The 24,740-nt window shown below is 65.3% G+C and carries 23 protein-coding genes; 9 read left to right on the top strand and 14 right to left on the bottom strand.

From position 1 onward, the window contains the following. Positions 1–17: 17 nt before the first annotated feature. The 4 genes from R9X41_RS17235 to R9X41_RS17220 are packed head-to-tail and all read left to right on the top strand — an operon-like array spanning position 18 to position 3,802. Positions 18–434 (top strand): Zn-ribbon domain-containing OB-fold protein, encoded by a 417-nt coding sequence (locus R9X41_RS17235; protein WP_318631671.1) that lies wholly within the window; start codon positions 18–20, stop codon positions 432–434. 11 nt (positions 435–445) lie between these two features. Further along, entirely contained in the window at positions 446–1,630 is a 1,185-nt protein-coding gene (locus R9X41_RS17230; protein ID WP_318631670.1) for a thiolase C-terminal domain-containing protein, read from the top strand. 55 nt (positions 1,631–1,685) lie between these two features. Beyond that, on the top strand, positions 1,686–2,156 hold the full coding sequence (locus tag R9X41_RS17225) for a MaoC/PaaZ C-terminal domain-containing protein (protein WP_318631669.1): 471 nt from the start codon (positions 1,686–1,688) through the stop codon (positions 2,154–2,156). After that, entirely contained in the window at positions 2,153–3,802 is a 1,650-nt protein-coding gene (locus R9X41_RS17220; protein WP_318631668.1) for an MBL fold metallo-hydrolase, read from the top strand. Before R9X41_RS17225 ends, R9X41_RS17220 begins: the two co-directional genes overlap by 4 nt. Positions 3,803–3,832: 30 nt before the next feature. On the opposite strand, the gene R9X41_RS17215 is transcribed toward R9X41_RS17220, so the two are convergent. Together R9X41_RS17215 and R9X41_RS17210 are read right to left on the bottom strand one after the other, a co-directional pair. Then, positions 3,833–4,843, bottom strand: coding sequence for a Bug family tripartite tricarboxylate transporter substrate binding protein (locus R9X41_RS17215; protein WP_318631667.1), 1,011 nt, complete (start codon positions 4,841–4,843; stop codon positions 3,833–3,835). A gap of 96 nt (positions 4,844–4,939) precedes the next feature. After that, on the bottom strand, positions 4,940–6,130 hold the full coding sequence (locus R9X41_RS17210; protein ID WP_318631666.1) for a CaiB/BaiF CoA transferase family protein: 1,191 nt from the start codon (positions 6,128–6,130) through the stop codon (positions 4,940–4,942). A gap of 385 nt (positions 6,131–6,515) precedes the next feature. Between R9X41_RS17210 and R9X41_RS17205 the strand changes: the two genes are divergently transcribed. Then, positions 6,516–8,114, top strand: coding sequence for a GMC family oxidoreductase (locus tag R9X41_RS17205; protein WP_318631665.1), 1,599 nt, complete (start codon positions 6,516–6,518; stop codon positions 8,112–8,114). A gap of 33 nt (positions 8,115–8,147) precedes the next feature. Here the strand turns inward: R9X41_RS17205 and R9X41_RS17200 are convergent, their stop codons facing one another. From R9X41_RS17200 to R9X41_RS17180, 5 genes are read right to left on the bottom strand one after another with little or no spacing between them, the layout of a single operon-like run. After that, on the bottom strand, positions 8,148–9,851 hold the full coding sequence (locus tag R9X41_RS17200; RefSeq protein WP_318631664.1) for an electron transfer flavoprotein-ubiquinone oxidoreductase: 1,704 nt from the start codon (positions 9,849–9,851) through the stop codon (positions 8,148–8,150). A 53-nt stretch (positions 9,852–9,904) separates the two neighbouring features. Beyond that, the gene (locus R9X41_RS17195) at positions 9,905–10,459 is read right to left on the bottom strand and encodes a carboxymuconolactone decarboxylase family protein (protein ID WP_318631663.1); all 555 of its coding nucleotides are present in this window, start codon (positions 10,457–10,459) and stop codon (positions 9,905–9,907) included. 4 nt (positions 10,460–10,463) lie between these two features. Then, a complete protein-coding gene (gene leuD / locus R9X41_RS17190) occupies positions 10,464–11,117 on the bottom strand; it encodes a 3-isopropylmalate dehydratase small subunit (protein WP_318631662.1) in 654 nt (217 codons plus the stop codon). Then, entirely contained in the window at positions 11,118–12,515 is a 1,398-nt protein-coding gene (gene leuC / locus R9X41_RS17185) for a 3-isopropylmalate dehydratase large subunit (RefSeq protein WP_318631661.1), read from the bottom strand. Between the two features lie 43 nt (positions 12,516–12,558). Further along, positions 12,559–13,533 carry a Bug family tripartite tricarboxylate transporter substrate binding protein gene (locus R9X41_RS17180; RefSeq protein WP_318631660.1) on the bottom strand — a complete coding sequence of 325 codons (975 nt, stop codon included), beginning with the start codon at positions 13,531–13,533 and terminating at the stop codon, positions 12,559–12,561. 284 nt (positions 13,534–13,817) lie between these two features. Here R9X41_RS17180 and R9X41_RS17175 point away from each other — a divergent pair, with 284 nt between their 5' ends. After that, complete coding sequence (locus R9X41_RS17175) at positions 13,818–14,801, top strand: Bug family tripartite tricarboxylate transporter substrate binding protein (RefSeq protein ID WP_318631659.1); 984 nt, start codon at positions 13,818–13,820, stop codon at positions 14,799–14,801. Positions 14,802–14,824: 23 nt separating this feature from the next. On the opposite strand, the gene R9X41_RS17170 is transcribed toward R9X41_RS17175, so the two are convergent. After that, positions 14,825–15,148, bottom strand: coding sequence for a hypothetical protein (locus tag R9X41_RS17170; protein ID WP_318631658.1), 324 nt, complete (start codon positions 15,146–15,148; stop codon positions 14,825–14,827). A gap of 219 nt (positions 15,149–15,367) precedes the next feature. After that, positions 15,368–16,138, bottom strand: a complete 771-nt coding sequence (locus R9X41_RS17165) for an IclR family transcriptional regulator domain-containing protein (protein ID WP_318631657.1) — start codon at positions 16,136–16,138, stop codon at positions 15,368–15,370. 201 nt (positions 16,139–16,339) lie between these two features. On the opposite strand from R9X41_RS17165, the gene R9X41_RS17160 reads away from it, so the two are divergent. Further along, positions 16,340–17,275, top strand: coding sequence for a sugar phosphate isomerase/epimerase family protein (locus R9X41_RS17160; RefSeq protein ID WP_318631656.1), 936 nt, complete (start codon positions 16,340–16,342; stop codon positions 17,273–17,275). 99 nt (positions 17,276–17,374) lie between these two features. Here R9X41_RS17160 and paoC read toward each other — a convergent pair whose 3' ends face one another. Genes paoC through R9X41_RS17135 form a run of 5 tightly spaced genes read right to left on the bottom strand, consistent with a single transcriptional unit; the run spans position 17,375 to position 22,467 of the window. Beyond that, on the bottom strand, positions 17,375–19,588 hold the full coding sequence (gene paoC, locus R9X41_RS17155) for an aldehyde oxidoreductase molybdenum-binding subunit PaoC (RefSeq protein WP_318631655.1): 2,214 nt from the start codon (positions 19,586–19,588) through the stop codon (positions 17,375–17,377). A 4-nt stretch (positions 19,589–19,592) separates the two neighbouring features. Beyond that, positions 19,593–20,543, bottom strand: coding sequence for an FAD binding domain-containing protein (locus R9X41_RS17150; RefSeq protein WP_318631654.1), 951 nt, complete (start codon positions 20,541–20,543; stop codon positions 19,593–19,595). After that, on the bottom strand, positions 20,540–21,205 hold the full coding sequence (gene paoA / locus R9X41_RS17145; RefSeq protein ID WP_318631653.1) for an aldehyde dehydrogenase iron-sulfur subunit PaoA: 666 nt from the start codon (positions 21,203–21,205) through the stop codon (positions 20,540–20,542). Before paoA ends, R9X41_RS17150 begins: the two co-directional genes overlap by 4 nt. A gap of 25 nt (positions 21,206–21,230) precedes the next feature. Continuing rightward, entirely contained in the window at positions 21,231–22,016 is a 786-nt protein-coding gene (locus tag R9X41_RS17140; RefSeq protein ID WP_318631652.1) for a carboxymuconolactone decarboxylase family protein, read from the bottom strand. Between the two features lie 55 nt (positions 22,017–22,071). Continuing rightward, positions 22,072–22,467 carry a (R)-mandelonitrile lyase gene (locus tag R9X41_RS17135; protein WP_318635262.1) on the bottom strand — a complete coding sequence of 132 codons (396 nt, stop codon included), beginning with the start codon at positions 22,465–22,467 and terminating at the stop codon, positions 22,072–22,074. 430 nt (positions 22,468–22,897) lie between these two features. Here R9X41_RS17135 and R9X41_RS17130 point away from each other — a divergent pair, with 430 nt between their 5' ends. Next, positions 22,898–23,329 (top strand): (R)-mandelonitrile lyase, encoded by a 432-nt coding sequence (locus tag R9X41_RS17130; RefSeq protein ID WP_318631651.1) that lies wholly within the window; start codon positions 22,898–22,900, stop codon positions 23,327–23,329. A 59-nt stretch (positions 23,330–23,388) separates the two neighbouring features. Beyond that, positions 23,389–24,627 carry an NAD(P)-dependent alcohol dehydrogenase gene (locus tag R9X41_RS17125; RefSeq protein ID WP_318631650.1) on the top strand — a complete coding sequence of 413 codons (1,239 nt, stop codon included), beginning with the start codon at positions 23,389–23,391 and terminating at the stop codon, positions 24,625–24,627. The last annotated feature ends 113 nt before the right edge of the window (positions 24,628–24,740 follow it).

Raw genomic sequence — 24,740 nt, 5'->3', positions numbered from 1 at the left:
CAAGGAGACACGAGAACATGGACGCCACCCCGCAGCTTCCGAAACCGGTCGCCAACGCCGACTCGCAACCCTACTGGGCCGCCGCGCGCGAACGCCGCTTGCTCATCCGCCGCTGCAGCGCCTGCCAGCAGCTGCACTTCATGCCACGCTACCTGTGTCCGCATTGCTGGTCCGACCAGCTCGAATGGGTCGACAGCAAGGGCGCTGGCGTGGTGCACAGCTTCACCATCATTCGCCGCGCGCCCATCGCGACCTTCGCCGGCAATGCGCCCTACGTGGTGGTGATGGTCGAGCTCGACGAAGGCCCCCGGATGATCACCAACCTGGTCGGCGACGACGCGCTGCAGGTCGCCATCGGCGACCGCGTGTCGGTGGCCTTCGAGGACCGGGGCGATGGCGACCTGCTGCCGCAGTTCCAGCGCAGCTCGGCCTGAGGAGAAGACACATGAGCAAGAAAAACGCGACATCCATCAAGAACCAAGTCGCCATCGTGGGCGTGGGCGAGTCGGAGATCGGGCGTGTGCCCCACATGTCCGGCCTGGGCCTCAATGCCCAGGCGGCCAAGCGGGCACTCGACGAATCCGGGCTCAAGCCTTCTGACATCGACGGTGTGCTGACGGCATATTCCTTCACCGAGCCATACTTCATGCTGGGCTCGGTGTTGTGCGAGTACCTGGGCATCCAGCCGCGCTTCAATGCGTCGCTGATCGCCGGCGGCGCCAGCCCGGCGGTGATGCTCAAGCATGCCGCCGAGGCCATCGTGTCGGGCCAAGCCGAAACCATCCTCGTCTGCGCCGGCGAGAACCGCGCCACCGGCCAGAGCCGCGACGCGGCGGTCGCTTCGCTGATGGCGGTGGGTCACCCGTATTTCGAGCAGCCCTACGGCACCTCGATTCCGGGCTTCTACGCCATGATCGCCCAGCGCCACATGCACGTGTATGGCACCACTCGCGAGCAGATGGCTGAGGTGGCGGTCAATACCCGGGCACATGCGCTGCTGCATCCCAACGCCCACATGAAAAAACCGCTGACGCTGGAAGAAGTGCTGGCTGCCAAGCCGATCGCCGACCCGCTGGGCATGCTGGACTGCTGCCTCATCTCCGATGCTGGCGGCGCATTCATCGTTACGTCGGCCGAGCGCGCGCAGGACCTCAAAGCCAAACCGATCTACCTGCAGGGCATTGGCGAGTTCCACACGCACGAGCACCTGATGTGCGCGCCCAGCCTCACCGAATTTGGCGCTACCGAGTCGGGTCGCATCGCCTACGCGATGGCCGGCCTTGGCCCGCAGGACATCGACGTGGCCGAGCTCTACGACTGCTTCACCATCGTGCCGATCATCGAACTGGAAGAGCTCGGATTCTGCAAGCCGGGGGAGGGCGGCGCGTTCTTCGCCGAGGGCCATGCGCGCATCGGTGGGCGTTTGCCGGTCAACACACACGGCGGCATGCTTTCGCACGCCCATGCGGGCGCGGCCGGCGGGCTTTTCGGCATGGTGGAGGCAGTGCGGCAGCTGCGCGGCGGCCTTGGTGAACGGCAGGTGCAGGGCGCGGAAGTGGCGCTGGTGCACAACGAGGGCGGCATCCTTTCGTCGCACTGCACTGCCATTCTGGCCAACGCCAAGGGTTGACGCGTACGGCTCCCGCAGCCACCCGATCAGAGACCAGAGACAAAAGGATTTCCCAATGAGCGACACCCCAGCACCACGCGGCAAGTATTTCGACGACTTCGTGGTGGGCGACGAATTCGTCAGCCCGGCACGCACCGTCACCTCTACCGACATCGTCAACTTTGCCTGCCTCACCGGCGACTTCAATGAAGTTCATACCAATTTCGAGTACTGCAAGACGACACCCTTCGGCGAACCCATCGCCCATGGCCCGCTGATTTACGGAATCATGGGTGGCCTGCAGTACGCCAGTGGCGTGAACGACGGCACCCTGCTGGCGCTGCTGCAGATCGACGCCTGGCGCATGCTCAGCCCGGTCAAGCATGGCGACACGATCCGGCTGCATTCCAAGGTGCTGGAGAAGAAGGAGTCGAGCAAGCCCGACCGCGGCGTGGTGAGCTTCCTGCGCCAGTGCCGAAAGCACGACGGCACCATCGCTCAGGAAATGACCGCCACGCTGATGTACCGCCGTCGCCCATCGGCATGAGGGCGGCCGAGCTGCTCCATCCCCAGCGGCCGGCAGCGCCGCTGCGTGAGGCAGCCACGCTGCTGCTGTTGCGCGATACGCCTGCCGGCTTGCAGGTGCTGATGACGCGGCGCTCCGCCACGGCAAGCTTCGCGCCTGGCGCCCATGTGTTTCCGGGCGGGCAGGTCGATGCCGAGGATGGACAGGCGCACCATCTGGCTCGCCGCCGGCCCGGCCAGGCCGACGCCGCGCTGACCCACGCACTGGCCGCGATCCGCGAGGCCTGGGAAGAGCTCGGCGTGCTGCTCGCCTACCCGGCGGACGGTGTTGGCGATGGCGACTTGGCGGACCCGGCCCTGCTCGCTGGTCTGGACCGGCACGCGCCGCTTTTCGCACAATGCCTGGAGCGTGGCCTGACGCTGGCTGCAGACCGGGTGCATATGGTCGCGCACTGGATCACCGACCGCGACCTGGCGCGTCGCTTCGACGTGCCCTTTCTGGTGGCACGCGCGCCCGAAGGCCAGGTGCCGGTAGCAGACGATGCAGAGCAGTTTGCGCCCGAATGGGTCGGCATGGTCGATGCCCTGCGCCGCCACGACGAAGGCCGCTTCGCCATGATGTTCCCCACCCGCCGCACACTGGAGCGGCTGGCGCGTTACAGCTCGGTTGACGAGCTCATCGCCGCCTGTACCGACGTGAACGGCGGCGATACGGCGCTTTGGACCAGTTGCCCGCGCGGCGGCATCGTGGCCGGCGAAGTGCGCCGCTTCATGGAAGACGACGCGCCCTTCGGTGAGCTGGCGCTGGTCTGCCCCGACGGCCAGGTTCTGCACGCGCTGGACTGGCGGCACGACGCGCCGGTCGCCTTGAGCCGCGGCGTTGCGCGCCTCACCGCAGCCAACGCCAACCACATGACCGGTCCCGGCACCAACACCTATCTCGTCGGCACGCCGGCAACCGATTTCGCGGTGATCGACCCCGGGCCTGCCGATGCCCAACATGTCGCACGCATCGTGGCTGCCACCGGCGGGCAGGTGCGTTTCATCGTCTGCACCCATTCGCATTCGGACCACTCGCCGGCCGCGCCCTTGCTTCAGGCGGCCTGTTCGGCGCTCGGTTTCAAGGCGCCGGTATTGGGCTTGCCCTCCGGGCCGCACGCTCGCCCGACGAGCTTCTTTCAACCCGATCGGATGCTGGCCGACTGCGAGGCACTGGAGCTGTCGGGCGGCGCGGACGAATACCGGTTGCGGGTCCACCACACGCCGGGCCACGCGGCCAATCACCTTTGCCTGGTGTTGGAGCAGGACGGGCTGCTGTTCAGTGGCGACCACATCCTTAACGGCAACGGCCCGGTGGTAGTGCCACCGGACGGAAACATGGGCGCTTACCTGGCCTCGCTCGACCGGCTCGAAGCCGTCTGCTGCGACGGCAACGTGGAGTTCATCCTGCCGGCGCACGGCTGGGCCATGCACGAGCCGCTTGCGGTGATAGGCCGGCTGCGGCGGCATCGCCAGGATCGCCAGAGGCGGGTGGCAGAGGCAATGAGCGCCATGCCCGAGGGTGGGCTCGACGACTGGCTGCCGCTGGTCTATCCCAACGTGCCGCCGGTTCTGCGCGACATGGCGCGCATGTCCTTGCTGGCGCACGTCGAAAGCCTGCGGGCCTGAGCGGCCGGCAGGCTTTCGCTGCCAGCCGCTTCAGTCGGCCGTAGCGCCCACCTGCTTGATGATGCGTGACCAGCGCGGTACCTCGGTCTTGATGAATGCGCCGAACTCGGCACTGCCCATCGGCGCACCTTGCCCGCCGATCGACAGCAGTTTGTCGGCCATGTGCTGCGAGCCGATTACCTGCAGGGTGGCGTCGGCCAGCCGCTTGACGATGGCTGGCGGCGTGGCGGCCGGCGCCACTACGCCGTACCAGGCCGCGAACTCATAACCTGGCAGGTTGGCCGCCTGTTCCACGGTGGGAACGTCGGGCAGATTGGGACTGCGGGTGCGTGACGTGACGGCCAGCGCGCGCAGGTTGCCGGCCTGCACGTAGGGCGCGGTCGCGGTGACGCTGGCGATGATGATCGGCACCTGTCCGCCGATGGCGTCGACCAGCGCCGGGCCGTCGCCCTTGTAGGGCACATGGGTCATGCGGGTATGGGTGGCGAGCTTCAGGGCTTCACCGCCCAGGTGCGAGGTGGTGCCGTTGCCGCCCGAGGCGAAGCTGTACTTGTCGGGGTTGGCCTTCAGGAACTCGATCAGCTCGGCCAGCGTTTTTGCCGGGATCGACGGATGCACCGCGATCACGTTCGGCACGAAGGCCACCCGCGCGACGGGCGCGAGGTCTTTTACCGGATCGTAGGGAATGCTCTTGAACAGCGCCGTGTTGCCTGCCAGCGGACCGTTCGTACCCAATGCGATGGTGTAGCCGTCCGGCGGTGCCTTGGCCACGATGTCCACGCCGATTCCGCCGCCAGCGCCGCCTTTGTTGTCGACGTAAACCTGCTGCTTGAGTACCTGCGAGAGCTGCTGAGCGAAGCCGCGTCCCAGCGTGTCGGTCGGCCCGCCCGCGGCGAAAGGAATCACCAGACGGATCGGCTTGGAAGGGTAGTCCTGGGCCTGCGCCGACCCGAGTGGGACGAGGCAGGCCAGTGCCATCGCGGTGGCGGCACTGGCTGCGATGTTTGCAGCGTTGGTGAATGCGAAGCGGCGTTGTCTCATGTCTCGTTTTCTCTTCTGGCACAAAAGGCCGCCGGCCTGAAACGCGGGTCCGTTTGCCGGCCGGCGGCGGGAACAGTGAGCGGGCGGGGCGGCCGGTCAGGCGGCGGTGGCTCCGGCGGCAACCAGCACCGCGATCTCCTCAGGCGTGAAGCCGGCGTCGGACAGGATCTCCTGGCTGTGCTGACCCAGCCTGGGCGCCAGCGTGCGCACTTCACTCGGCGTGGCGCTGAAGTTCACCGGCGGCTTCACCTGGGTGATCTTGCCGAGCGTCGGGTGCTCGGCGGTGAAGAAGGTGCCGACGGCTTCGAGGTGCGGGTCGCTGAACAGGTCGTCGAGGCTGTTGACCGGCGCGACCGGAATGCTCAGCTCGCCGCAGTGCTTCAGCCAGTGCGCCGTGGTGTTGCCCGAAATGATCTCGCCAAGCGTGGCGTAGAGGGTCTCGTAGTTCTGGCTGCGGCTGGTGGCCGTGGCGTAGCGCGGTTCGGCGGCAAGGTCGGGGCGGCCGGCCAATGCGAAAAAGTCCTTCCAGTTGCGATCGGTGTATGGAAGCATGCAGACATAACCGTCGGAGGTGCGGTGCGGCTTGCGCAACTGGCTCATCACACGCGGGTAGCCGGCGGCGCCGTTTTCGCGGTCGAAGGCGCGTTCCCAGAGGTGTTCGATCATCATGAAAGACACCATCGACTCGAACATCGGCACCTCGATGCTCTGGCCCTCGCCAGTGCGGGAGCGGTGAAACAGGGCCGCCAGCACGCTATAGGCGATGGTCAGCCCGGAAACCTTGTCGCCCACGATGGTCGGCGTGAAGCGCGGCTCGCCGGCCAGGTGCTGGTTGATCGAGGCCATGCCGCACATGCCTTGGATCATGTCGTCGTAGGCCGGCTCCAGCGCATAGGGGCCGGCCTTGCCGTAACCGTACGCGCCGCAGTAGACGATGTCGGGTTTGACGGCCTTCAGCGCGTCGTAGGTGAGGCCGAGCCGCTCGATCGCGTCAGGCCGCATCGAGTGCACGAACACATCGGCGGTGGCAGCAAGCTTGAGCAAGGTTTCGCGGGCGGTGGGCTGACGCAGGTCGAGCATGAGGCTGCGCTTGTTCCGGTTGAGCGCGACGTGGATCGGGCCCATGGCCGGGCGCTTGGCCGCGCCCATGTGCCGCATGATGTCCCCGTCGGGGCTCTCCACCTTGATCACGTCCGCGCCGAAGTCCCCGAATATCTGCGTAGCATACGGACCCATCACCACGGAAGTCAGGTCCAGAATCTTGATGCCTTTTAGCGGTCCAGCCATTTGCTTATCTCTCGGTTTAATTATTCGGTGATCTCAGGCTATCTCGATTTTCGTTGAAAGCCAGTGCCTGCGCTCGAACGCACGTCACTGCTACTGCTGTGCAAATGGCGTGCCGAGGATGCGGTGGCTGCGGACGCAACCTCCCCGCCGAGAGCATGCACAGGCCGTGTCTTCGCCAAATACACCGCTGTCATCTCATAGAACACAGCTGTGTCCGGCGGGAGCAGTGCGCCACGGGCTTTGCAGCTAAATGAGGCATCGCAAGTGGGCTCGCTTATTGCGGGGTCAGTACGTGGGCGAACGGAGTTTTGCTCTGGTTTTCGTATTGCATCGGATGCTGTCGGTTTTTGTCGACGAATGCGGTCCATAAAAAAGAGAGGCAAATTTGCAGAACTTCGATTACATCGTGGTCGGCGCGGGCTCCGCGGGCTGCGTGGTTGCCAGCCGGCTGTCCGACGATCCTTCCGTGCGCGTGTTGCTGCTGGACGCCGGTCCACCCGCCACCGGCTTTTGGGTGCGCACACCCGCCGGCATGGCGAAACTCTTCAAGCACCAGCGCTACAACTGGGGCTACTTCACCGAGCCGGTTCCCACGCTCAACGATCGCAGGCTTTACTGGCCGCGCGGCAAGGCGCTGGGAGGTAGCAGCGCCATCAATGGCATGGTTTACGTGCGCGGAAACCGAGGTGATTTCGATCACTGGGAAAGTGAAGGCAATCCAGGTTGGGGATGGGAAGGTGTCCTGCCCTATTTCAAGCGGCTTGAGAACTACGGGACGCTGGCGCAGCCGGAACATGGAACATCCGGCCCGGTCACCATCACCGACCCGGCGGTCAAGCACCCGACGGCTTCGGATTTCATTCGTGCGGCGGGCCGCATCGGTATTCCGGAGGTGAAAACGTTCGTCGGCACCGAGCCCGAAGGCGTGGGTTTTCTCCAGGCCAACATTCGAAACGGCGTGCGGCAGTCATCCTACGAAACCTATATCAAGCCGCATCTTTCGCGCTCCAACCTGGTCGTGGAGTCGGGTGCGCATGTGCGTCGGATTCTGCTGAAGGACCGGCGCGCGACGGGCGTGGAAATCATCCAGAACGGGCAGCTGCGCTCATTCGAGGCAACCCGCGAAGTGGTGCTGAGCGGCGGCGCACTCAATTCGCCTCAGATACTGATGCTCTCGGGCATCGGCGCCGGTGCGCAGCTTTCGCGCCATGGCATCGAGACGCTGGTCGATCTGCCCGGAGTGGGGAAAAACCTCCAGGATCATTTTGTCGCCCGCTTCCAGGCCAGGGTTACGCCCGAGAGCTCGTATAACCGCGAACTCCATGGCTGGCGGCGTTATCGTGAGGGCATTCGTTACCTTGCAACCGGTGGCGGCTATTTAGCGCTGGCGTCGTCGATGGCGGCGGCATTTGTCAAAAGCCGGCCTGATGTTGAATTTCCTGATTTGGAAATCAGTTTTCGGCCCATGACATTTACACACCATCCTTCTGGTCGGGTCGATATCGACGATTTTGACGGAATCAGTGCGTCGGTTTATCAGACACGTCCGGAATCACGCGGCGAGGTAATGTTGAAATCGAATGATCCGATGGATGCTCCGGCATTTGCGCCGAATTATCTGGCCGATCCTCGTGATGTCGAGGTCATGGTCGCCGGCATGCGCAAGCTGCGCGCCATTCTGGCGGCCGAGCCGCTGTCGCGGCGCATTATCGAAGAGCTGTCTCCCGGCATGGCGGTTTCGACCGACGAAGACATGGTCGATTACATGCGGCGTGATGGCCACTGCGCTTTTCATCCTGCCGGCAGCTGCCGCATGGGACCGGATCGCGATGCCGTGGTCGACGCCCGGTTGCGGGTGCATGGCGTGGAGGGGCTGCGTGTAGCGGACGCCTCCATCATGCCGACGGTGACCTCGGGCAACACCAACTCGCCCTCGATGATGATCGGCGAGAAGGCGGCCGATCTGATCAAGGCCGACGCGTGAGGCTGACCCTGCATGCCCGCCGCGGGCCATGCACTACATGCCCGAATAGTTCGGCCCGCCGCCGCCCTCGGGTGTCACCCAGACGATGTTCTGCGTCGGATCCTTGATGTCGCAGGTCTTGCAGTGCACGCAGTTCTGCGCGTTGATCTGCAGCCGCTCCTTGCCCGCGTTGGCCTCGTCCGGCACGAACTCGTAGACCCCGGCCGGGCAATAGCGCTGCTCGGGGCCGGCGTATTCGGGCAGGTTGATGCGGGTCGGCACCGTCTTGTCCTTGAGTGTCAGGTGCGCGGGCTGGTCTTCGGCATGGTTGGTGTTGCTCACGAAGACGCTGGAGAGGCGGTCGAAGGTGAGCTTGCCGTCGGCCTTGGCGTAGGCGATCGGCTTGCAGGCCGATGCCGGCTTGAGGCGCTGGTGATCGGCCTCGGTGCGGTGGATCGTCCAGGGAATGTTGCCGCCCAGCAGCTTCTGCTCGATGCCGGTCATCAGCGTGGCGATGGTCCTGCCCTTCTTGAACCACTGCTTGAAGTTGCGCGCCTTGTTCAGTTCCTCGTGCAGCCAGCTGGCCTTGAAGGCTTCCGGGTAGGCGGTGAGTTCGTCGCGCTGACGGCCTGCGGCCAAGGCGTCGAAGGCCGCATCGGCCGCCAGCATGCCGGTCTTGATCGCGGCGTGGCTGCCCTTGATGCGGCTCGCATTGAGGTAACCCGCCTCGCAGCCGATGAGCGCGCCACCGGGGAACACCGTTTTGGGCAAGGCCAGCAGCCCGCCGGCCGTGATGGCCCGCGCGCCATAGCTGATGCGCTTGGCCGGCTTGATGCCCTTGGCCTCGTCACCGTCGAAATACCAGCGGATGTTGGGATGCGTCTTGAACTTCTGAAACTCTTCGAACGGGCTCAGATAGGGGTTCTGGTAGTCCAACCCCACCACGAAGCCGACCACGACCTTGTTGTCTTCGGCGTGGTAGAGAAACGAGCCGCCGTAGGTGTCGGCATCCAGCGGCCAGCCGGCGCTGTGCAGCGCGAAACCGGGCTGGTGGCGCTGGGGATCGATCTCCCAGAGTTCCTTGATGCCGATGCCGTAGCTCTGCGGATCGCTGTCCTTGGCGAGTTGGAACTTGTCGATCAGCTGCCGGCCCAGGTGGCCGCGCGCACCTTCGGCGAACACGGTGTATTTACCGTGCAGTTCCATGCCGAGCTGAAAGCCGTCGGTGGGCTCGCCGTCCTTGCCGACGCCCATGTTGCCGGTGGCCACGCCCTTGACCGAGCCGTCATCGTCGTAGAGCACTTCGGCGGCGGCGAAGCCGGGAAAGATCTCCACGCCCAGCGCCTCGGCCTGTTCGGCCAGCCAGCGGGTGACATTGCCCAGGCTGACGATGTAGTTGCCTTCGTTGTGGAAGCACGCCGGCAGCAGCCAGTTGGGCGTGCGCATCGCGCTCTTCTCGCCCATGAACAGGAAGGCGTCTTCGGTGACCGGCTGGTTCAGCGGCGCACCGCGCTCCTTCCAGTCGGGAAACAGTTCGGTGATGGCGATCGGGTCCATGATCGCGCCCGACAGGATGTGCGCGCCGGGCTCGGAACCCTTCTCCAGCACCACGACCGAGACTTCGGAACCGGCCTCGGCGGCGCGTTGCTTCAGCCGGATCGCCGCCGACAGGCCCGCCGGGCCGGCGCCGACCACGACCACGTCGTATTCCATGGCCTCGCGCGGGCCGTAGGTGCTCAGGATTTCTTCTGGGGTCATGGGAGCCTGGGGTCGTGGGGCGCTTGCGCCCGAGGTCTTTCTTCAGATGCGCATTACTTCTTCTCGCGGAAGGCCGAATACAGGTTGACGTAACCGTGTTCGATGCGCTCCTTGGCGCGCTTGGTCGCGGCTTCTCGGGTCATGGGCGTGAAGCCGAAGCCTTGCACCAGGCGCTGCATGAAGGCTGCACGACCCGTAACGGCAATGGCGTCGTGCAAGGCATGTTCGTCCCAACCGGCGGCGAAGACGGCGTCGGCGTCGGCTTGATTCACTTCGCCGGGCGTGAGCATGAGCTTGCGCACGAAACGCAGCAGTACGTGCAGTTTGGGCTCGACCGGTGCGGAGTCGAAGTCGGCGATGAGCTTCTCGATCACTCCGTTCTCGAAGCCCCAGGCATAAGCCACCTCGGAGTGCGCGACATAAACAAAATCGCAGCCCGCCACGCCAGCGCTGAACGCAAGGATCAGCTCCCGCTCTCCCTGGGTGAGCGGGGAGGGGCCGTTCATCATCGACTGGCTCATCTGCGACCACGGGCCATACAGCTCGGGATAGAGGGTGAAGACGGCGGGCGGGCCAGCGTGGGCAGGCATGGAGGAAAAGAAGGGCATGTTGTCAGTCCTTGGGCGTTAGAGGCGGATCGGTATCCGGGCGGGCGGCTTGGAACAGCCAGTCGAAGCGAGCGCGATATTGCTGCTCGAATACGGCGAGCTGTTCCTGGTACTGCAAGGTCAGGCCGACGTCGTCGAGGCCCAGCAACAGTCCGCGTTTGCGGAAGGGATCGATCTGGAAGGCATGCACCGTGCCATCGGGCGCGGTGACCGTCTGGGCTGGCAGGTCTACGCGCAGGCGGCTGCCCGGTTCGCCGTGTAGCTGCGCGCGCAGGTGCTCGCAGACGGCGGCGTCGAGCTGCACCGGCAGCAGCCCGACCTTGAGCGAGTTGAGATAGAAGATCTCGCCGAAGTCGGCGGCAATGACGCAGCGCATGCCGTAGTCGAGCAGGCCCCATGGCGCCGCCTCGCGGCTTGAACCGCCGCCGAAGTTGCGGTCGGCCACGAGGATGCGGGCATGGCGGAATGCTGCGTGGTTGAGCACGAAATCGGGGTTCTCGGTGCCGTCGGCGGTAAAGCGCAGGTCGCGGAAGACAAAGTCCTGGAAGCCGTCTTCACGCGACCGGCGCAAGAAGCGCGAGGGCATGATTTGCTCGGTGTCCACGTTGGGTCGGTCCAGCGGCGCCGCCACCGCGTCGAGTGTGTCGAACACCTCCATTCAGATCTCCAGCGACCGCACGTCGGTGATGCGTCCGGTGAGCGCAGCGGCCGCCGCCATGACCGGGCTCAGCAAGTGCGTCCGGCTTTCCGGGCCCTGCCGGCCGACGAAGTTGCGGTTGGAAGTGGAGGCGCAGCGCTTGCCCGGGCCGACCGTGTCGCCATTCATGCCCACGCACATCGAGCAGCCGGCCTGGCCCCAGGTGAAACCGGCGTCCAGGAAGATGCGGTCCAGCCCTTCGGCCTCGGCCTGTAGCCGGACCTGGGTGGAGCCCGGAACCACCAGCGCCGGCACGACCGCCCGGCCGCCTTTGAGCATGCGCGAGGCGGCACGCAGGTCTTCGATGCGGGCGTTGGTGCAGGAGCCGATGAACACCTGGTCGATGCGCAGATCGGTAAGCGGCATGCCGGGTCGCAGGCCCATGTAGTCGAGGGTGCGCTCCACGTAGGCGCGGCGGGTGGGGTCGGCCTCGGCAGCGGGGTCGGGCACGCGGCCGTCGACCGGCAACGCGTCTTGCGGGCTGTTTCCCCAGGTGACCATGGGCGCGAGCCGGGTCGCATTGAAATCGAGTTCGCGGTCGAAGGTGGCGTCAGGGTCCGAGGGCAGGCTTTTCCAGTAGGCCATGGCGCGCTCCCACTGCCTGCCGCGCGGCGAGAACGGCCGGCCGTGTAGGTAGGCGTAGGTGGTGTCGTCGGGCGCCACCATGCCAGCCCGGGCGCCCGCTTCGATGGACATGTTGCACAGCGTCAGGCGCTGTTCGATCGACATGGCGCGAACCGTGGATCCGGCATATTCGATGACGTGCCCGGTGGCGCCGTTACTGCCCATGCAGGCGATGATCGCCAGGATCAGATCCTTGGCACCGACGCCATCGGGCAGTGCGCCGTCGATGTTGATGCGCATGGTGCGGGCACGCTTCTGCCAGATCGCCTGGGTGGCGAGGACATGCAGGATGTCGCTGGCGCCGAGCCCGAAGCCCAGCGCGCCCAGCGCGCCATGCGTTGAGGTGTGAGAGTCGCCGCAGACCAGCAACATGCCAGGTTGGGTGATGCCCTGTTCAGGCCCCACCACGTGCACGATGCCCTGGCGCGGGTCCTCCATGCCGAAATGCACGATGCCAAAGCGTGCCGTGTTGTCTTGCAAAAGCTGAAGGATGCGTTGCTGGTCCGGCCTGCGCACCTCGCCGAGCCGGTGGGTGTAGGAGGGCACGGCATGGTCGGGCGTGCCGAACACCTGATCCGGATGGCGCACCGGCAGCCCGCGTTCCTTGAGGAAGCCGAACGCGTGCATCGAGCCGTCTTGCACCATGTGCCGTCCGACGTGCATCAGCGTCTGGCCGTCTGCTCCGTCGACGATGGCATGCGCCTCCCAGATCTTTTCGTAGAGGGTCTTGCTCATGTTGGCAGGGAGGCGAGTCGGGCGACGGCGTGGGGCCGGAAAGTCACTGCTTCGGGATCTTCAGGTCGGTGACAGCCTTGAAGATGCTCGCCGACTCGCGGACGACGAACTGGTTGAACTCATCCGGCGGCATCGTCAGCGCTTCGGAGCCCTCGGTGCGCATGCGCTCTTTCATGTCCGGCGAATTCAGTGCCGCCTGCAGCGCCACCGACAGCTTCTGAATGGCGTCCTTCGGTGTTCCGGTCGGCGCGAACAGGCCGGCCCAGATGTAGTAGCTGAAATTGGGAAGACCTTGTTCGGCGATGGTGGGCACGTCGGGCAGGGCTTCCAGCCGGTGCGACGACGACACTGCCAGAGGCTTGAGCCGGTTGTCGCGCATCATCGGCGCGGCGCTGCCATACGGCTCGAAGATCATGCTCACCCGGCCGCTGATCACGTCTGGCCAGGCAGAGGCGTTGCCCTTGTATGGCACATGCATCATGTCGACATTGGCGCGCTGCAAAAACAGCGCCGGTCCGATGTGGGTGGAGGTGCCGATGCCGGCTGATGCATAACTGATTTTGCCGGGCTGGCTCTTGGCCTCGGCCACCAATTCGCCCATATTTTTGGCGCCCTGGCTGGGCGCGACCATCATGAGTAGCGGTGTGCGCAGCATCGAGCCGACGCCGGTGAAGTCTTTCAGCAGGTCGTAGCCGGGCTCCTGCATCACGGCAGGCTGGATGGCGATGGTGCTCATGGACGCCAGCAGTGTGTATCCGTCGGCGGGTGAGCTCTTGGCACCCCGGATGGCCACCAGGCCGCCTGCGCCAACACGGTTTTCGATGATGACCGGTTGGCCAAGTTTATCGCCCATCTGCCGCGCAACGAGGCGCGTCATATTATCGAGCAAACCGCCGGGAGCCGAAGTGACGATAATCTTGATGGGTTTTGATGGATAGGCATCGCTGGCCCATGTGGCACCCGCAGCGCAGAATGCCGTCAATACAACGGCCACGCCTCGGTAAAAGGTCGTCTTCATTTTGTCTCCTGTTATCGGTCGACCGCACTCTACGGACTTGAGCGAAATCCGGGGGTGTATTTTCTGACGGAAGCGTCAGACGAGCTTTCGCTGAATTCGGATGTGTCGCGGGTGCGGGTTTTCCCTGTGCGGACAAAATACACCGGGTGTTTTCAGGGCGGCCACCACGTCGCATTTTCTCGGGGTTAACCAGAAGGAATTTTGACTGAAACATTTGGCATGGCGATTGCACTTGCAGAAGCGGCTCATCAGCCCGACCAACTTACCAACCGCCCGAGATCGCCATGCATTTGAATAGACGAACTTTTGGCGCTTACGCGCTTTCCGTCGCTGGAGGTGCTACCACCGTCACAGTCGCGCGAGCCGAAGATTTTCCCAACCGCGCTATCCGTTTCATCTGCCCCTATGCTGCCGGAGGCCTCACCGACGTGATTACCCGCGCCTACGCCAAAAGGCTTTCTGAGAGAATCGGCCAACCAGTGTTGGTAGATAATAGAACCGGCGCCAGCGGTATCATTGGAATGGAGGCGGTGGCCAAATCGCCAGCGGACGGCTATACCATCGCGCTGGTCGCTCAAGGCTTGGCGAGCGTGAATCCGACGCTTTACCCGAGTCTCCCGTACAATACTCAGAGGGATTTTGTGCCAATATCCCATATCGCCAATTTTTCATTGGTGCTAGTGGGTAATGCGGATGCGCCGCCCGCGACTTTTGCGGATTTCGTTGCCATGGCCAAAGCGAAGCCGGGCTCGGTTACCTACGGCTCGGCCGGTAATGCATCCACATCGCACCTCATTACCGAGATGTTGAAGGCGCGGCTCGGCATCACGGCGGTCCACATTCCATTCCGCGGCGAAGCCCAGGTGTTTCCCGAGTTGATGGGCGGCCGTCTCACGGTGACCTTCGCAACCACCGGCGGTGCCATCTCGCTGATTCAGTCGGGCAAGTTGCGGCCGTTGGCCATGGCGACCAAGTCGCGCAGCAAGCTGCTGCCGCAGGTGCCGACGCTGGGCGAACTGGGAGTACACGATTTCGATGTGCCCGGCTGGTACGGCATCCTGGCCCCGTCGGCGACGCCCAAGCCGATCGCCGAGCGCCTGACGCAGGAGTTCATCGCCATATCGCGCGAACCGGCCATGCAGGAGGCGATGCTGGCGCGCGGTATCGACCTGGTGGGCTCCAGCCAGGCCGAGTTCGGTCAGTTGATCTCCACCGACACCGAGCGCTGGAAAAAGGTGATTGGTCAGGCGGGCATCAAGCCGGATTGATTCGACGCCCGGCCCGCGTCCGATCAGAAGATCGCTTCGCCGGTTTCGCCGCTCAGGCTTTCGTCCCGGGTGGCGCTCCAGGCTTGCTGGCGCACTGTGGCCCGGTCAACGCCGGAAGTGCGCGGGGCGATGGCGCGCATCGACTGGATGCCGTTGCCCTCGCCAAGGACGGCGACGTCGTTGCCACGCACGGGCTTGGCTGCCGGAGTCGAAGGAGAGGTTGCTGGCTGGGCGCGGCCCAGGCCGGGGTATTTCTCGCCGTAGCTTTGGGCGTCGGCCGATGCGGCACCGGCCAGCAACAGGGCAGCGGTGATAGTGGTGAACTTGAGGGCACGTGTGGTTGTCATGGTTGGTCTTTCCTGGATGCTGCCGTCGAAACGGCTGGAGCGTGGCTCACGCCGTGTCGGCCCACATGGCAGAGATGTGTAACCGATGCGTCCAGTCTAGGGATAACCCTGCCCCGGATAAACCAGGGTGCAGTCATAGCGTTATTGCAGCTCGCTAATGAATGACGCGGCGCCGGACTACACGGAAAGCCGGGCACGCATGCGGGCCAAGTCCAGTTTTCAAAGCAGTTCGATCGCCCGGTTCGCACAGGCCTTCATGGCGGGGAGCGTGCGCTGCAAGGCGGTATCGAGGTGCTCGACGTTCATCGACGAGTTGACGTTGATGGCGGCTATGACGCCCCCGTCCCATCGGCGCAATGGCACCGCTATGCCGCGCACGTCGAGCTGCAATTGCTGTTCCATGACCGCGTAACCCAGGTTGCGCGCGTCGTCGATGCAACGCAGCAGCGTGTCCGCATCGGTGATGGTGTGCGCGGTGTGGGACGCCAGCGTGGTCTCGGCCAGCCAGCGCACGACCTCATCGCGAGATTTCTGCAGGGCCAGCAACATGATCCCGGCCGAGGTGAGTACCGCTGGAATACGGGCGCCCAGTACATAGCCGGCCGACGTGGCGCGGGCGCCGTCGCCGCGGCCAATGATCACGAGATGCCAGTCGTCGAGTACGCTGATGTAGCAGGCGTGGCCAACTTGGTTGCTGAGCTGCAGTAGATGTGGCTGCAACATTCTCGGCAGTCGCACCGAATCAAAATATGCCCAGCCAACCCGCAGGATGCGCGGCGACAGGCTGAAGAGTTTCCCGTCGAACGCCATATACCCAAGGTGGACGAGCGTTAGCAGATAACGGCGCGCGGCAGAGCGCGACAGACCGGTACGCCTGGAAACGTCGGAAATCGTCATTCGATCATGGTCGCGGTTGAACGATTCGATGACCTGCAGGCCATATTCGAGACCGGCGATCCAGTCTGTTTGGCGTAAAGGTGGCGTCTTCATCTTGCAGTTTCCTTTTCAGCAAGCTCGTTGGTCGGCAAAGCCAAAAACCCTTATTCCGTCCGGTGACTGCACCATGTGTGCGTTAAACGAACAAATGCGCGACAAAATAATGATTGGGCGTTGAGAAAAATCTTAGTATGGGCGACCGGTTTCCTCGTCGAACGCGGCCGGTAAAAATTCTGTCCACTCCTGAATATCGAAATGACCGATCGCAGAAATTTCTTCAAGACCACGTCGGCGGCCGCGCTCGGCGCCGCGCTTTCCGGATGGAGCGCCGCGCTGCTGGCGCCCCAGGCGGCCTCTGCTGCCGAGGCGTCCGCTTGGGCCACGGACGGTTTTTTTCTGAACACCGGCATTCTCCAGGGGTCCCCGGAACAGAAGTTCGCGGCGGCGCACAACGCGGGTTTCGCACAGATCGAATTGCGCAAGCAAGACGTTGCCGACATGCCCGGCGGCGCAGCGGCGGTGGCAGCGGCCTGCAAAAAAATTAAGCTTTCTTTCGCGAATTACCAGGTACTGTCCGATTTCGACGGTGCGCCGGGAAACATGCGCGAGAGCAAGCGCGCCGAGGCGACCAAAATTCTCGATGACGGCCACTCCGCGGGTGCCAAGCTGGTGCTTTGCTCGTCGAGTAGCCTGGCCAATGTCGATGCGGAACGCGTGGTAGCCGACCTGCAATGGCTGGCAGCAGAAGCAGCCCGGCGGCATCTGCACGTCGCTTATGAGCCGCTCGCCTGGGGTGTACTCAACTACACGTTGCCGCAGGCTTGGGAAACCCTGAAAAAAGTGAACGCACCGAATATCGGTCTGATTGTCGATCCGTATCACATATTTGCCCGGAACCGCACGACGGCAGACCTGGACGATATTCCGACCGAGCGTCTGGCGGTGGTGCAGCTTTGCGACGCCATTATGCCCGTGGCCGCTTCGGAATATATCGATCGTGCGCGTCACCATCGCCTCTTGCCGGGCGAAGGCAATATGGACAACGTAGCGCTTCTGCGCAAACTGCGAGAAAAGAAATACCGCGGGCCGATCGGCCTGGAAATCTACAACGACGATTTGCTGGCCGGTCCGGCCGACGTGGCGGCCAGGCGAGCGATGGACTCGTTGAAGAAAGTGCTCGCCGAGGCTTGACCGGCAACCCACCATCCGCGCCGCGCCGACCACCCTGCTGGACACCAATGCCGGCAGTTGCTAGCGGCTGCCGGCGTCGCCTTTTTCTCGCGACCCGGGTCACGTCGCCATTTCGGGAAGTTCCGGCAGCAACTTATCGAGCGTGATCGGGTAATGCCGCACGCGGACACCGGTAGCGTTGTAGATAGCGTTGGCAATGGCTGGCGCCACGCCCGAGAGGCCGAGTTCCCCGACGCCTTTGGCCTTCATGGGCGACATGGTGGTGTCGACCTCGTCGAGGAAGATCACCTCCTGCTCGGGGATGTCGGAATGCACCGGCACTTCGTAGTTGGCCAGGTCGTGGTTGATGAAACAGCCGGCGCGCTTGTCCACCACCAGATGTTCCATGAGCGCCGCGCCGACCCCCATGACCATCGCGCCGATGACCTGGCTGCGGGCCGACTTCGGATTGAGGATGCGGCCCGCGGCGCAGACGGCCAGCATGCGCCGCACGCGGATTTCGCCGGTATCGGAGTTGACCGCCACCTCCACGAAGTGCGCGCCGAAAGTCTGCTGCGCGTATTGCCTGGACAGGTCGCCATAAGTCATCTCGTCCTCGCCGACGAGTTCGCTGGCGAGCGCTGCGCTGGCCAGCGACACCCGCCGGTCGCCGTATTGCACCAGGCCGTCCTGAAAAACGGCGGTGCCGGGGTCCATGCCCAGCTTGCGGGCGACGGCTTCGCGCAGCTTTACACAGGCGGCGTAAACCCCCGAGGTGGCCGACGCGGCACCCCACTGGCCGCCGGAGCCGGGGGATTCGGGAAACAGGTTGTCGCCCAGTTTCACCACCACGCGGTCGAGGGCCACGCCCATCATCTCGGCCGCAGTCTGGGCAATGATGGTGTAGCTGCCGGTGCCGACGTCGGTCATGTCGGTTTCGACGGTGACCATGCCCCGCGCGTCGAGACGCACCCGCGCGGCCGACTTGGTGATGGGCGCGCCCCGGATGGCTGATGCCATACCGGTGCCGATCCACCAGCGCCCTTCGCGCTGCATGGCGGGCCTGGCGCTTCGGCGGCTCCACCCAAAACGTTCGGCGCCGACGCGAAGGCATTCGACGAGTTGCCGGGTGGAGAAAGGGCGCTCGGGCTTTTCAGGGTCGACCCGGCTGTCGTTGGCTATGCGCAGTTCCACCGGATCCATGCCAAGCTTTTCGGCGAGCTCGTCCATGGCGATTTCCAGAGTCATCATGCCGGTCGCTTCTCCGGGCGCGCGCATGGCGTTGCCCTCGGCGAGGTCGAGCACGGCCAGCCGCAGGTGGGTCATTCGGTTGGCGCCGGCGTAGAGCATGCGTGTCGAGGCGGTGGCCGATTCGCCCCGGCCACCGCGCAGGTTGCCGGACCAGCTTTCGTGGCCGATGGCGGTGATCGTGCCGTCGCGTGTGGCGCCGATCCTGAGCCGCTGGATGGTGGCGGGGCGGTGGGTGGTGTTGTTGAACATCAGTGGACGTGCCAGCGCCACCTTCACAGGCCGACCAAGGACGCGGGCAGCCAGCGCGGCGGCAACCGTGTCGGCCAGCACCGTGCCCTTGCCACCAAAGCTGCCGCCGATGTATTGCGCGATGAGGCGGATGTTCTCGCGGGGTATCGACAGAATCTGCGCCAGGTCGCGCGCTCCCCAGTTGAGCTGTTGGATCGGGCACCAGCAGGTCAGCTTGTTGCCTTTCCAGACGGCGATGGTGGCGTGCGGTTCCATCATGGCGTGAGCCTGGTCGGGCGTGCTGTAGGTCTGGTCGACAGTGACGGGGGCGGCGGCGAAGGCGCCTTCGAAGTCGCCAACGCTGGTCTGCTGCGGCCCGCCGAACTCGCCCTGCCTGGGCGTGATGGCGCTGCCGGTCACGGCGGCGAGGTCGAAAGATCCTGGCTCGGCCGCATAGTGCACGTCGAGTAGCGAAGCCGCGAAGCGGGCCTGCTCGAAGGTCTCGGCGATCACCACCGCGACCATCTGGCCGTAGTGGTCGACCTGCGGTCCGGCAAGCGGGCGGTCGACATAGAAAGGACCGGCGGCGACCGGGCCGGAGTTGCCGGCGCTGACGATCTCCAGCACGCCGGGCGCGGCGCGGGCCTGGCTTTCATCGATCCGCAGGATGCGACCTTTCGGGATCGAGGCACCGACGACAAAGCCATAAGCCGCCCGGCCGCCGATGTCCTGGTATTCGTAGGCATAGGGCGCGGTGCCGGTGGTCTTGCGCGGGCCGTCGATGCGGTCGGTGGCATGGCCGACGACCTTCAGGCGGTCGATCGGGTTGCTGCCGGCGGGTGTTTCGAATCTCATGGTGTCAACCCTTCGCCGCAGCCAGGGTGGCCCGGATGGTGCGTTCTGCCAGCGTCAGCTTGAACTCGTTTTCCTCGGTCGGCTGCGCGCCCGCCAGCAGGCGGCGGGTGAATGCCGTGGCGCCCTGGGGCAGGGCGGACTCCGCGGTTTCGATGCGCCACGGCCTGGGGGCTACGCCGCCCAGAGCGATGCGCCCGGTGCCGTCGGGCTGCACCACGGCCGCCACCGAGACCAGCGCGAAGGCGTAGGAGGCGCGGTCGCGCACCTTGCGGTAGCTCTGTCGGCCGCCGATGGGGGCGGGCAGTGTGACGGCGGTGATCAATTCGCCCACCTCCAGCGCGTGCTCGACCTGTGGCGTGGCGCCCGGCAGCTTGTGGAAGTCGGCGATGGGGATGGTGCGTGCGCGGCCATCGGGGCGTAGGGTTTCCACCCGCGCGTCGAGCACGCGCATGGCCACGGCCATGTCGCTGGGATGGGTGGCGATGCAGGTGTCGCTGCCGCCGATCACCGCGAGCGATCGGGTGAAGCCGCCGATGGCCGAGCAGCCGCTACCGGGCTTGCGCTTGTTGCAGGCCAGGTTGGTGTCGTAGAAGTAGACGCAGCGGGTGCGCTGCAGCAGATTGCCAGCGGTGGTGGCCCGGTTGCGCAGCTGGCCGGAAGCGCCGGCCAGGATGGCGCGTGACAGCACCGCGTAGTCGCGCCGCACCCGTGCATCAGCTGCAAGGTCGGTGTTGCGCACCAGTGCGCCGATGCGCAGGCCGCCCGTGGCGGTAGGCGCGATCTGGTCGAGCGCCAGGCCGTTCACGTCGATGAGGTGGCTGGGCTGCTCGATCTGCAGCTTCATCAGGTCGAGCAGATTGGTGCCGCCGGCAATGAAGCGGGCCTGCGGATGACGCGCGGCCAGGGCGGCGGCTTCGGCGGCGGTGGTGGCGCGTTCGTAGTGGAAGGGTTTCATGCCAGGTTTCCTCCCATTTCCATCACTGCTTCGAGGATGTTGGCGTAGGCGCCGCAGCGGCAGAGATTGCCGCTCATGCGCTCGCGGATTTCGTCGGCACTGAGCAGGGGGTGGGTGTCGAGGTCGCCGGTGACGTGGCTGGGCACGCCGCGGCGGATTTCGTCGAGCATGGCGACCGAAGAGCAAATCTGGCCCGGTGTGCAATAGCCGCACTGGTAGCCGTCGTGCTTGACGAACGCGGCCTGCATCGGATGCAGCTGGCCGGGTTTGCCGAGGCCTTCGATGGTGGTGACCGATGCGCCCTGGTGCATGACCGCCAGGGTGAGGCAGGCATTGAGCCGGCGGCCGTCGACGATGACGGTGCAGGCTCCGCACTGGCCGTGGTCGCAGCCCTTCTTGGTGCCGGTGAGCTGGAGGTGCTCGCGCACGGCATCGAGCAGGGTGGTGCGAGGGTCGAGGTCGAGCTGGCGCGGCTGGTCGTTGACCGTCAGCCTGACCGCGTAGGTGGCGTTCGGAGTAGCCGTCGCGCTCGACGGCGGCTCAGGCGCGGTGGAGGGCAGGGCCGCCACGGACTGCGTGGCCACACCGGCGCCGGCGCTCACGATGAGCAGTTCCCGGCGGCGGATGTGGGCTTCATGGTTTTCATCGTGAGCTCGTTGCATCGTTGTTCGGGGGAAGGCCGGATCGTCAGGCAGGGCGCTTGGCGAACGTTTCGCGCACCACGGGAATGGCGGTGAATACGTTTGGCCAGCCGGCATAGAAAGCCAGTTGCGCCAGCGCTTCGGAGGCTTCGGCCTGCTTCAGGCCGTTATCCATCGCACGGTTGAGGTGGTAGCCGAGCTGAGCGACCTGGCCGGTGGCCACCAGCGAGGAGAATGTCACCAGGCTGCGGTCGCGCGGAGCAAGTCCGGGGCGTAGCCACAGGTCATGGAACAGCGCCTCGCTGGTGAACTTGACCAGGCCCGGGGCCGAGTCGCCGACGTTGCGCGATACGCTGGCCACGCGTACATCCTCGGACTTCTGGTCGATCGGCAGCAGATCGACGGTAGCCGGCGGCAGGGCGCTGGCCTGGATGCCGCGCGCCTGGAAGACGGGAGCCAGTACCCCGGCAGCGGCGGTGGCATTGCCCCAGCCGGAATAGAAGGCCAGGTGGGCCAGCATTTCGGAGAGCTCGCCGGGCTTCACGCCGTTGTCCAGTGCCTTGTTGAAGTGAAAGGCCAGCTCGCCGAGATCCTTGCGCGAGATGAGGGCGGCCAGTGTGACGATGCTGCGGTCGCGCGCAATGAGATCGGTACGGCCCCAGAGGTCGCCGAGCAAGGTCTTCTCGGTGTACTTCTCCAGCGCGGGAGAAGCGGCGTGCAGGGTGGACATGGAGATGGTTCCGGTGGTGCCCGTCGTGGCGGGGGTATGGGCACAGGCGCCAAGGACGGCGACGGCGGCGAGTGCGGGAGCGGATGTCTTCAGGAAGTTCATGGCGTGATTGGCGACGTGAATGCGTTCGGGGGCAGTGGTGGAGGGCGGGAGCCGCTCATCTGGCGTACTGCTCGTCGCTCACCTTCTCCATCCATTCCACGTTCTTGCCGTCGAGTGATTCGGTTACCGCGTAGTGGGTCACGCCGGTGGAGGAGGTGCCCCCGTGCCAGTGCTTGACGCCCGGCGGGGTCCAGATGACGTCACCCGGCTTCATCTCGATCTTGGGACCGCCTTCTTCCTGTACCCAGCCGGTGCCGGCGGTGACGATCAGCGCCTGGCCCAGCGGATGGGTATGCCAGGCCGATCGTGAGCCGGGTTCGAAGGTGACGGCGCCGACCGAGGTGCGCGCGGGGCCTTGCGGCTGCAGCAGCATGTCGACTCGCACCGGCCCGGAGAAGAAGGTAGCCGGCCCCTTGGCAGAAGGCACTGTGCCGGCCCGCTGCACCACCATGTGCGGTGTAGTGGCCGGAGCGGTCTGCGCTTGCGCGGTGGCGGAGAGCGTGCATGCCGCGGTGAACAGGGCAGCTATCGCGGCGGAGCTGTATGTCATGGTCTCGGTCTTTCTTCGAACAGTGCCGATGTGTCTTGGAACGACGCTGCGCGCTGCGTGGCCGAGCGCGCAAGCAGCTTGTGATGACGCGGCGTTGTTGTGTTGGCGATGTGCAGCGTTGCGGATCAATCTACGCCCATGTCGCCATGGGAAACAGGGGGGTGGGGCGATAGGCCACATGAGGTGGGCTCATGAATGCCGATGCTCGTGCGGTGGCGGCGTCGCACGGACCGCGCATGAGCCAGGTTCATAAGTGCATGCGGCCAGGGCGTCTTTATCGGCGAGCGCGCGCTTTCTAGGATCGGGGCATCCATTCCAGGGAAAGACTCATATGAAGCTCATGCGCGCTGGCTCGCAGCCCTCGGTCAAGGGGCCGGAACAGTTCTTCACCGGCACCGTCCGCATCGACCCCATGAATGCCCCGCCGGCCCCCGCCCGGGTGTCGTGCGCGGCGGTCACCTTCGAGCCCGGTGCCCGCAGCGCCTGGCATACCCATCCGCTGGGCCAGACCCTGATCGTCACTGCTGGCTGCGGCTGGACCCAGTGCGAGGGCGAGGCCAAGGTGGAGATTCGCGCGGGCGATGTGATCTGGTGCCCGCCGGGCCACAAGCACTGGCACGGCGCCACCGCCACCACTGCCATGACGCACATCGCCGTGCAGGAGGCGCTCGACGGCGTCAACGTGGTGTGGCTCGACAAGGTGAGCGACGAAGACTACCTCTGCCCGCTCGACGCGCAACATGACAGCCACACGCACGGCTGAGCGGCGTTCGCCCATTCTCCATCTTCGTCCACTTTTTGCTCCCAGGAGATAACCGAACGATGTGCATCCGATGCGGCGATGTCGCCCCCAGCAACGAAACCCCCGACGCCAGCCGGCGCGAGCTGATCCTGGGCGGCGCGAGCCTGCTTGCGGCCCCACTGGTTACGGGCATGTCGGCACCGGCCCAAGCGGCGTCAACGGCCGATGCCGCGGCCACCGGGCGGGGCACGTACCTCGGCGCGCGCCGTGTCAGGGCTTTTGCTGCGCTGAGTGCCCATAGTGGCTTCCGGCAGATCGAGATCGACCGCCGCGCGGTCGGCCCGAACGACGTGCTCCTCGACATCCTCTACGCCAGCATCTGCCATTCGGACATCCACACGGTGCGCAGCGATTGGGGGCCGGCCCACTATCCGGTAGTGCCGGGCCACGAGATCGTCGGCCGCGTGCGGGCCGTGGGCAGCCAGGTCACCAAGATCAAAGTGGGTGACATCGGCGGCGTGGGCTGCATGGTCGACTCCTGCGGCACCTGCGAAAACTGCCGCGCCGACCGCGAGCAGAACTGCCTGGTCGGTACTACCTTCACCTACGACTCGCCCGATGCGCCGCGCGGTGTTGGCGCCTACACCTTCGGCGGTTATTCCGACGCGGTGGTGGTCACGGAGAAGTTCGTCATCCGCATTCCCGCCGGCGCCGACCTGGCCGCCACCGCGCCACTGCTGTGCGCGGGCGTCACCACCTTTTCTCCGATGCAGCACTGGAAGCTTGAAGCGGGTCAGCGCGTGGGCGTGATCGGCCTCGGCGGGCTCGGTCACATGGCCGTGAAGCTGGCCGCCGCGCGCGAGGCCGAGGTGACGGTCTTCACCACCTCGCCGGGCAAGCTCGACGACGCACGTCGCCTGGGCGCCAGGGCCGCGGTGCTGTCGAGCGACACAGCAGCCATGAAACGGCTGGCCGGACATTTCGACCTGCTCATCTCCACGGTGCCCACGGCTTATGCGATGCAGCCGTTCATGGACATGCTCAAGCTCGACGCCACCCTGGTCAATGTGGGCGCGCTCACGCAACTGCAGGGTGTCGACGGCATGCTGATGGGCTTCGGCCGCAAGAGCCTGGCGGGTTCCATGATCGGGGGCATCGCCGAAACCCAGCAGGTCATCGACTACTGCTTGGCCCGCAACATCAAGGCCGATATCGAACTGATCACGCCAGACCAGATCGACCGCGCCTATGAGCGGGTGCTGGGCAAGGATGTGCGCTACCGGTTCGTCATCGACATGAAGGCCGGCCGCAGCGCCTGAGGTCGATGCCCGCCTCGACGCCCGCTCGCTGCCGCGCGATGAATGCCGCCCGGCCCACTTTGCCGGCCTCGCCGCTGTGCGCGGCAGTGCCGGCGATCGCGCCCCACGCGCCG

It is taken from the genome of Xylophilus sp. GOD-11R (genome assembly GCF_033546935.1).
Classification (GTDB): domain Bacteria; phylum Pseudomonadota; class Gammaproteobacteria; order Burkholderiales; family Burkholderiaceae_C; genus Xylophilus.
Note: the sequence above shows the minus strand (reverse complement) of the source record. Positions and strands in the feature narration are given on the sequence as shown.

Bases quoted from the DNA above. Each gene is read 5' to 3' on its own strand.
- R9X41_RS17175 (WP_318631659.1), top strand. From the start codon at position 13,818: ATGCATTTGAATAGACGAACTTTTGGCGCTTACGCGCTTTCCGTCGCT.
- R9X41_RS17195 (WP_318631663.1), bottom strand. From the start codon at position 10,459: ATGCCCTTCTTTTCCTCCATGCCTGCCCACGCTGGCCCGCCCGCCGTC.
- paoC (WP_318631655.1), bottom strand. From the start codon at position 19,588: ATGAGATTCGAAACACCCGCCGGCAGCAACCCGATCGACCGCCTGAAG.
- R9X41_RS17180 (WP_318631660.1), bottom strand. From the start codon at position 13,533: ATGAAGACGACCTTTTACCGAGGCGTGGCCGTTGTATTGACGGCATTC.
- leuC (WP_318631661.1), bottom strand. From the start codon at position 12,515: ATGAGCAAGACCCTCTACGAAAAGATCTGGGAGGCGCATGCCATCGTC.
- R9X41_RS17135 (WP_318635262.1), bottom strand. From the start codon at position 22,467: ATGGTGGTGCAGCGGGCCGGCACAGTGCCTTCTGCCAAGGGGCCGGCT.
- R9X41_RS17150 (WP_318631654.1), bottom strand. From the start codon at position 20,543: ATGAAACCCTTCCACTACGAACGCGCCACCACCGCCGCCGAAGCCGCC.
- R9X41_RS17215 (WP_318631667.1), bottom strand. From the start codon at position 4,843: ATGAGACAACGCCGCTTCGCATTCACCAACGCTGCAAACATCGCAGCC.
- R9X41_RS17230 (WP_318631670.1), top strand. From the start codon at position 446: ATGAGCAAGAAAAACGCGACATCCATCAAGAACCAAGTCGCCATCGTG.
- paoA (WP_318631653.1), bottom strand. From the start codon at position 21,205: ATGCAACGAGCTCACGATGAAAACCATGAAGCCCACATCCGCCGCCGG.
- R9X41_RS17220 (WP_318631668.1), top strand. From the start codon at position 2,153: ATGAGGGCGGCCGAGCTGCTCCATCCCCAGCGGCCGGCAGCGCCGCTG.
- R9X41_RS17225 (WP_318631669.1), top strand. From the start codon at position 1,686: ATGAGCGACACCCCAGCACCACGCGGCAAGTATTTCGACGACTTCGTG.
- R9X41_RS17210 (WP_318631666.1), bottom strand. From the start codon at position 6,130: ATGGCTGGACCGCTAAAAGGCATCAAGATTCTGGACCTGACTTCCGTG.
- R9X41_RS17140 (WP_318631652.1), bottom strand. From the start codon at position 22,016: ATGAACTTCCTGAAGACATCCGCTCCCGCACTCGCCGCCGTCGCCGTC.
- R9X41_RS17170 (WP_318631658.1), bottom strand. From the start codon at position 15,148: ATGACAACCACACGTGCCCTCAAGTTCACCACTATCACCGCTGCCCTG.
- R9X41_RS17165 (WP_318631657.1), bottom strand. From the start codon at position 16,138: ATGAAGACGCCACCTTTACGCCAAACAGACTGGATCGCCGGTCTCGAA.
- R9X41_RS17125 (WP_318631650.1), top strand. From the start codon at position 23,389: ATGTGCATCCGATGCGGCGATGTCGCCCCCAGCAACGAAACCCCCGAC.
- R9X41_RS17130 (WP_318631651.1), top strand. From the start codon at position 22,898: ATGAAGCTCATGCGCGCTGGCTCGCAGCCCTCGGTCAAGGGGCCGGAA.
- R9X41_RS17235 (WP_318631671.1), top strand. From the start codon at position 18: ATGGACGCCACCCCGCAGCTTCCGAAACCGGTCGCCAACGCCGACTCG.
- R9X41_RS17160 (WP_318631656.1), top strand. From the start codon at position 16,340: ATGACCGATCGCAGAAATTTCTTCAAGACCACGTCGGCGGCCGCGCTC.
- leuD (WP_318631662.1), bottom strand. From the start codon at position 11,117: ATGGAGGTGTTCGACACACTCGACGCGGTGGCGGCGCCGCTGGACCGA.
- R9X41_RS17200 (WP_318631664.1), bottom strand. From the start codon at position 9,851: ATGACCCCAGAAGAAATCCTGAGCACCTACGGCCCGCGCGAGGCCATG.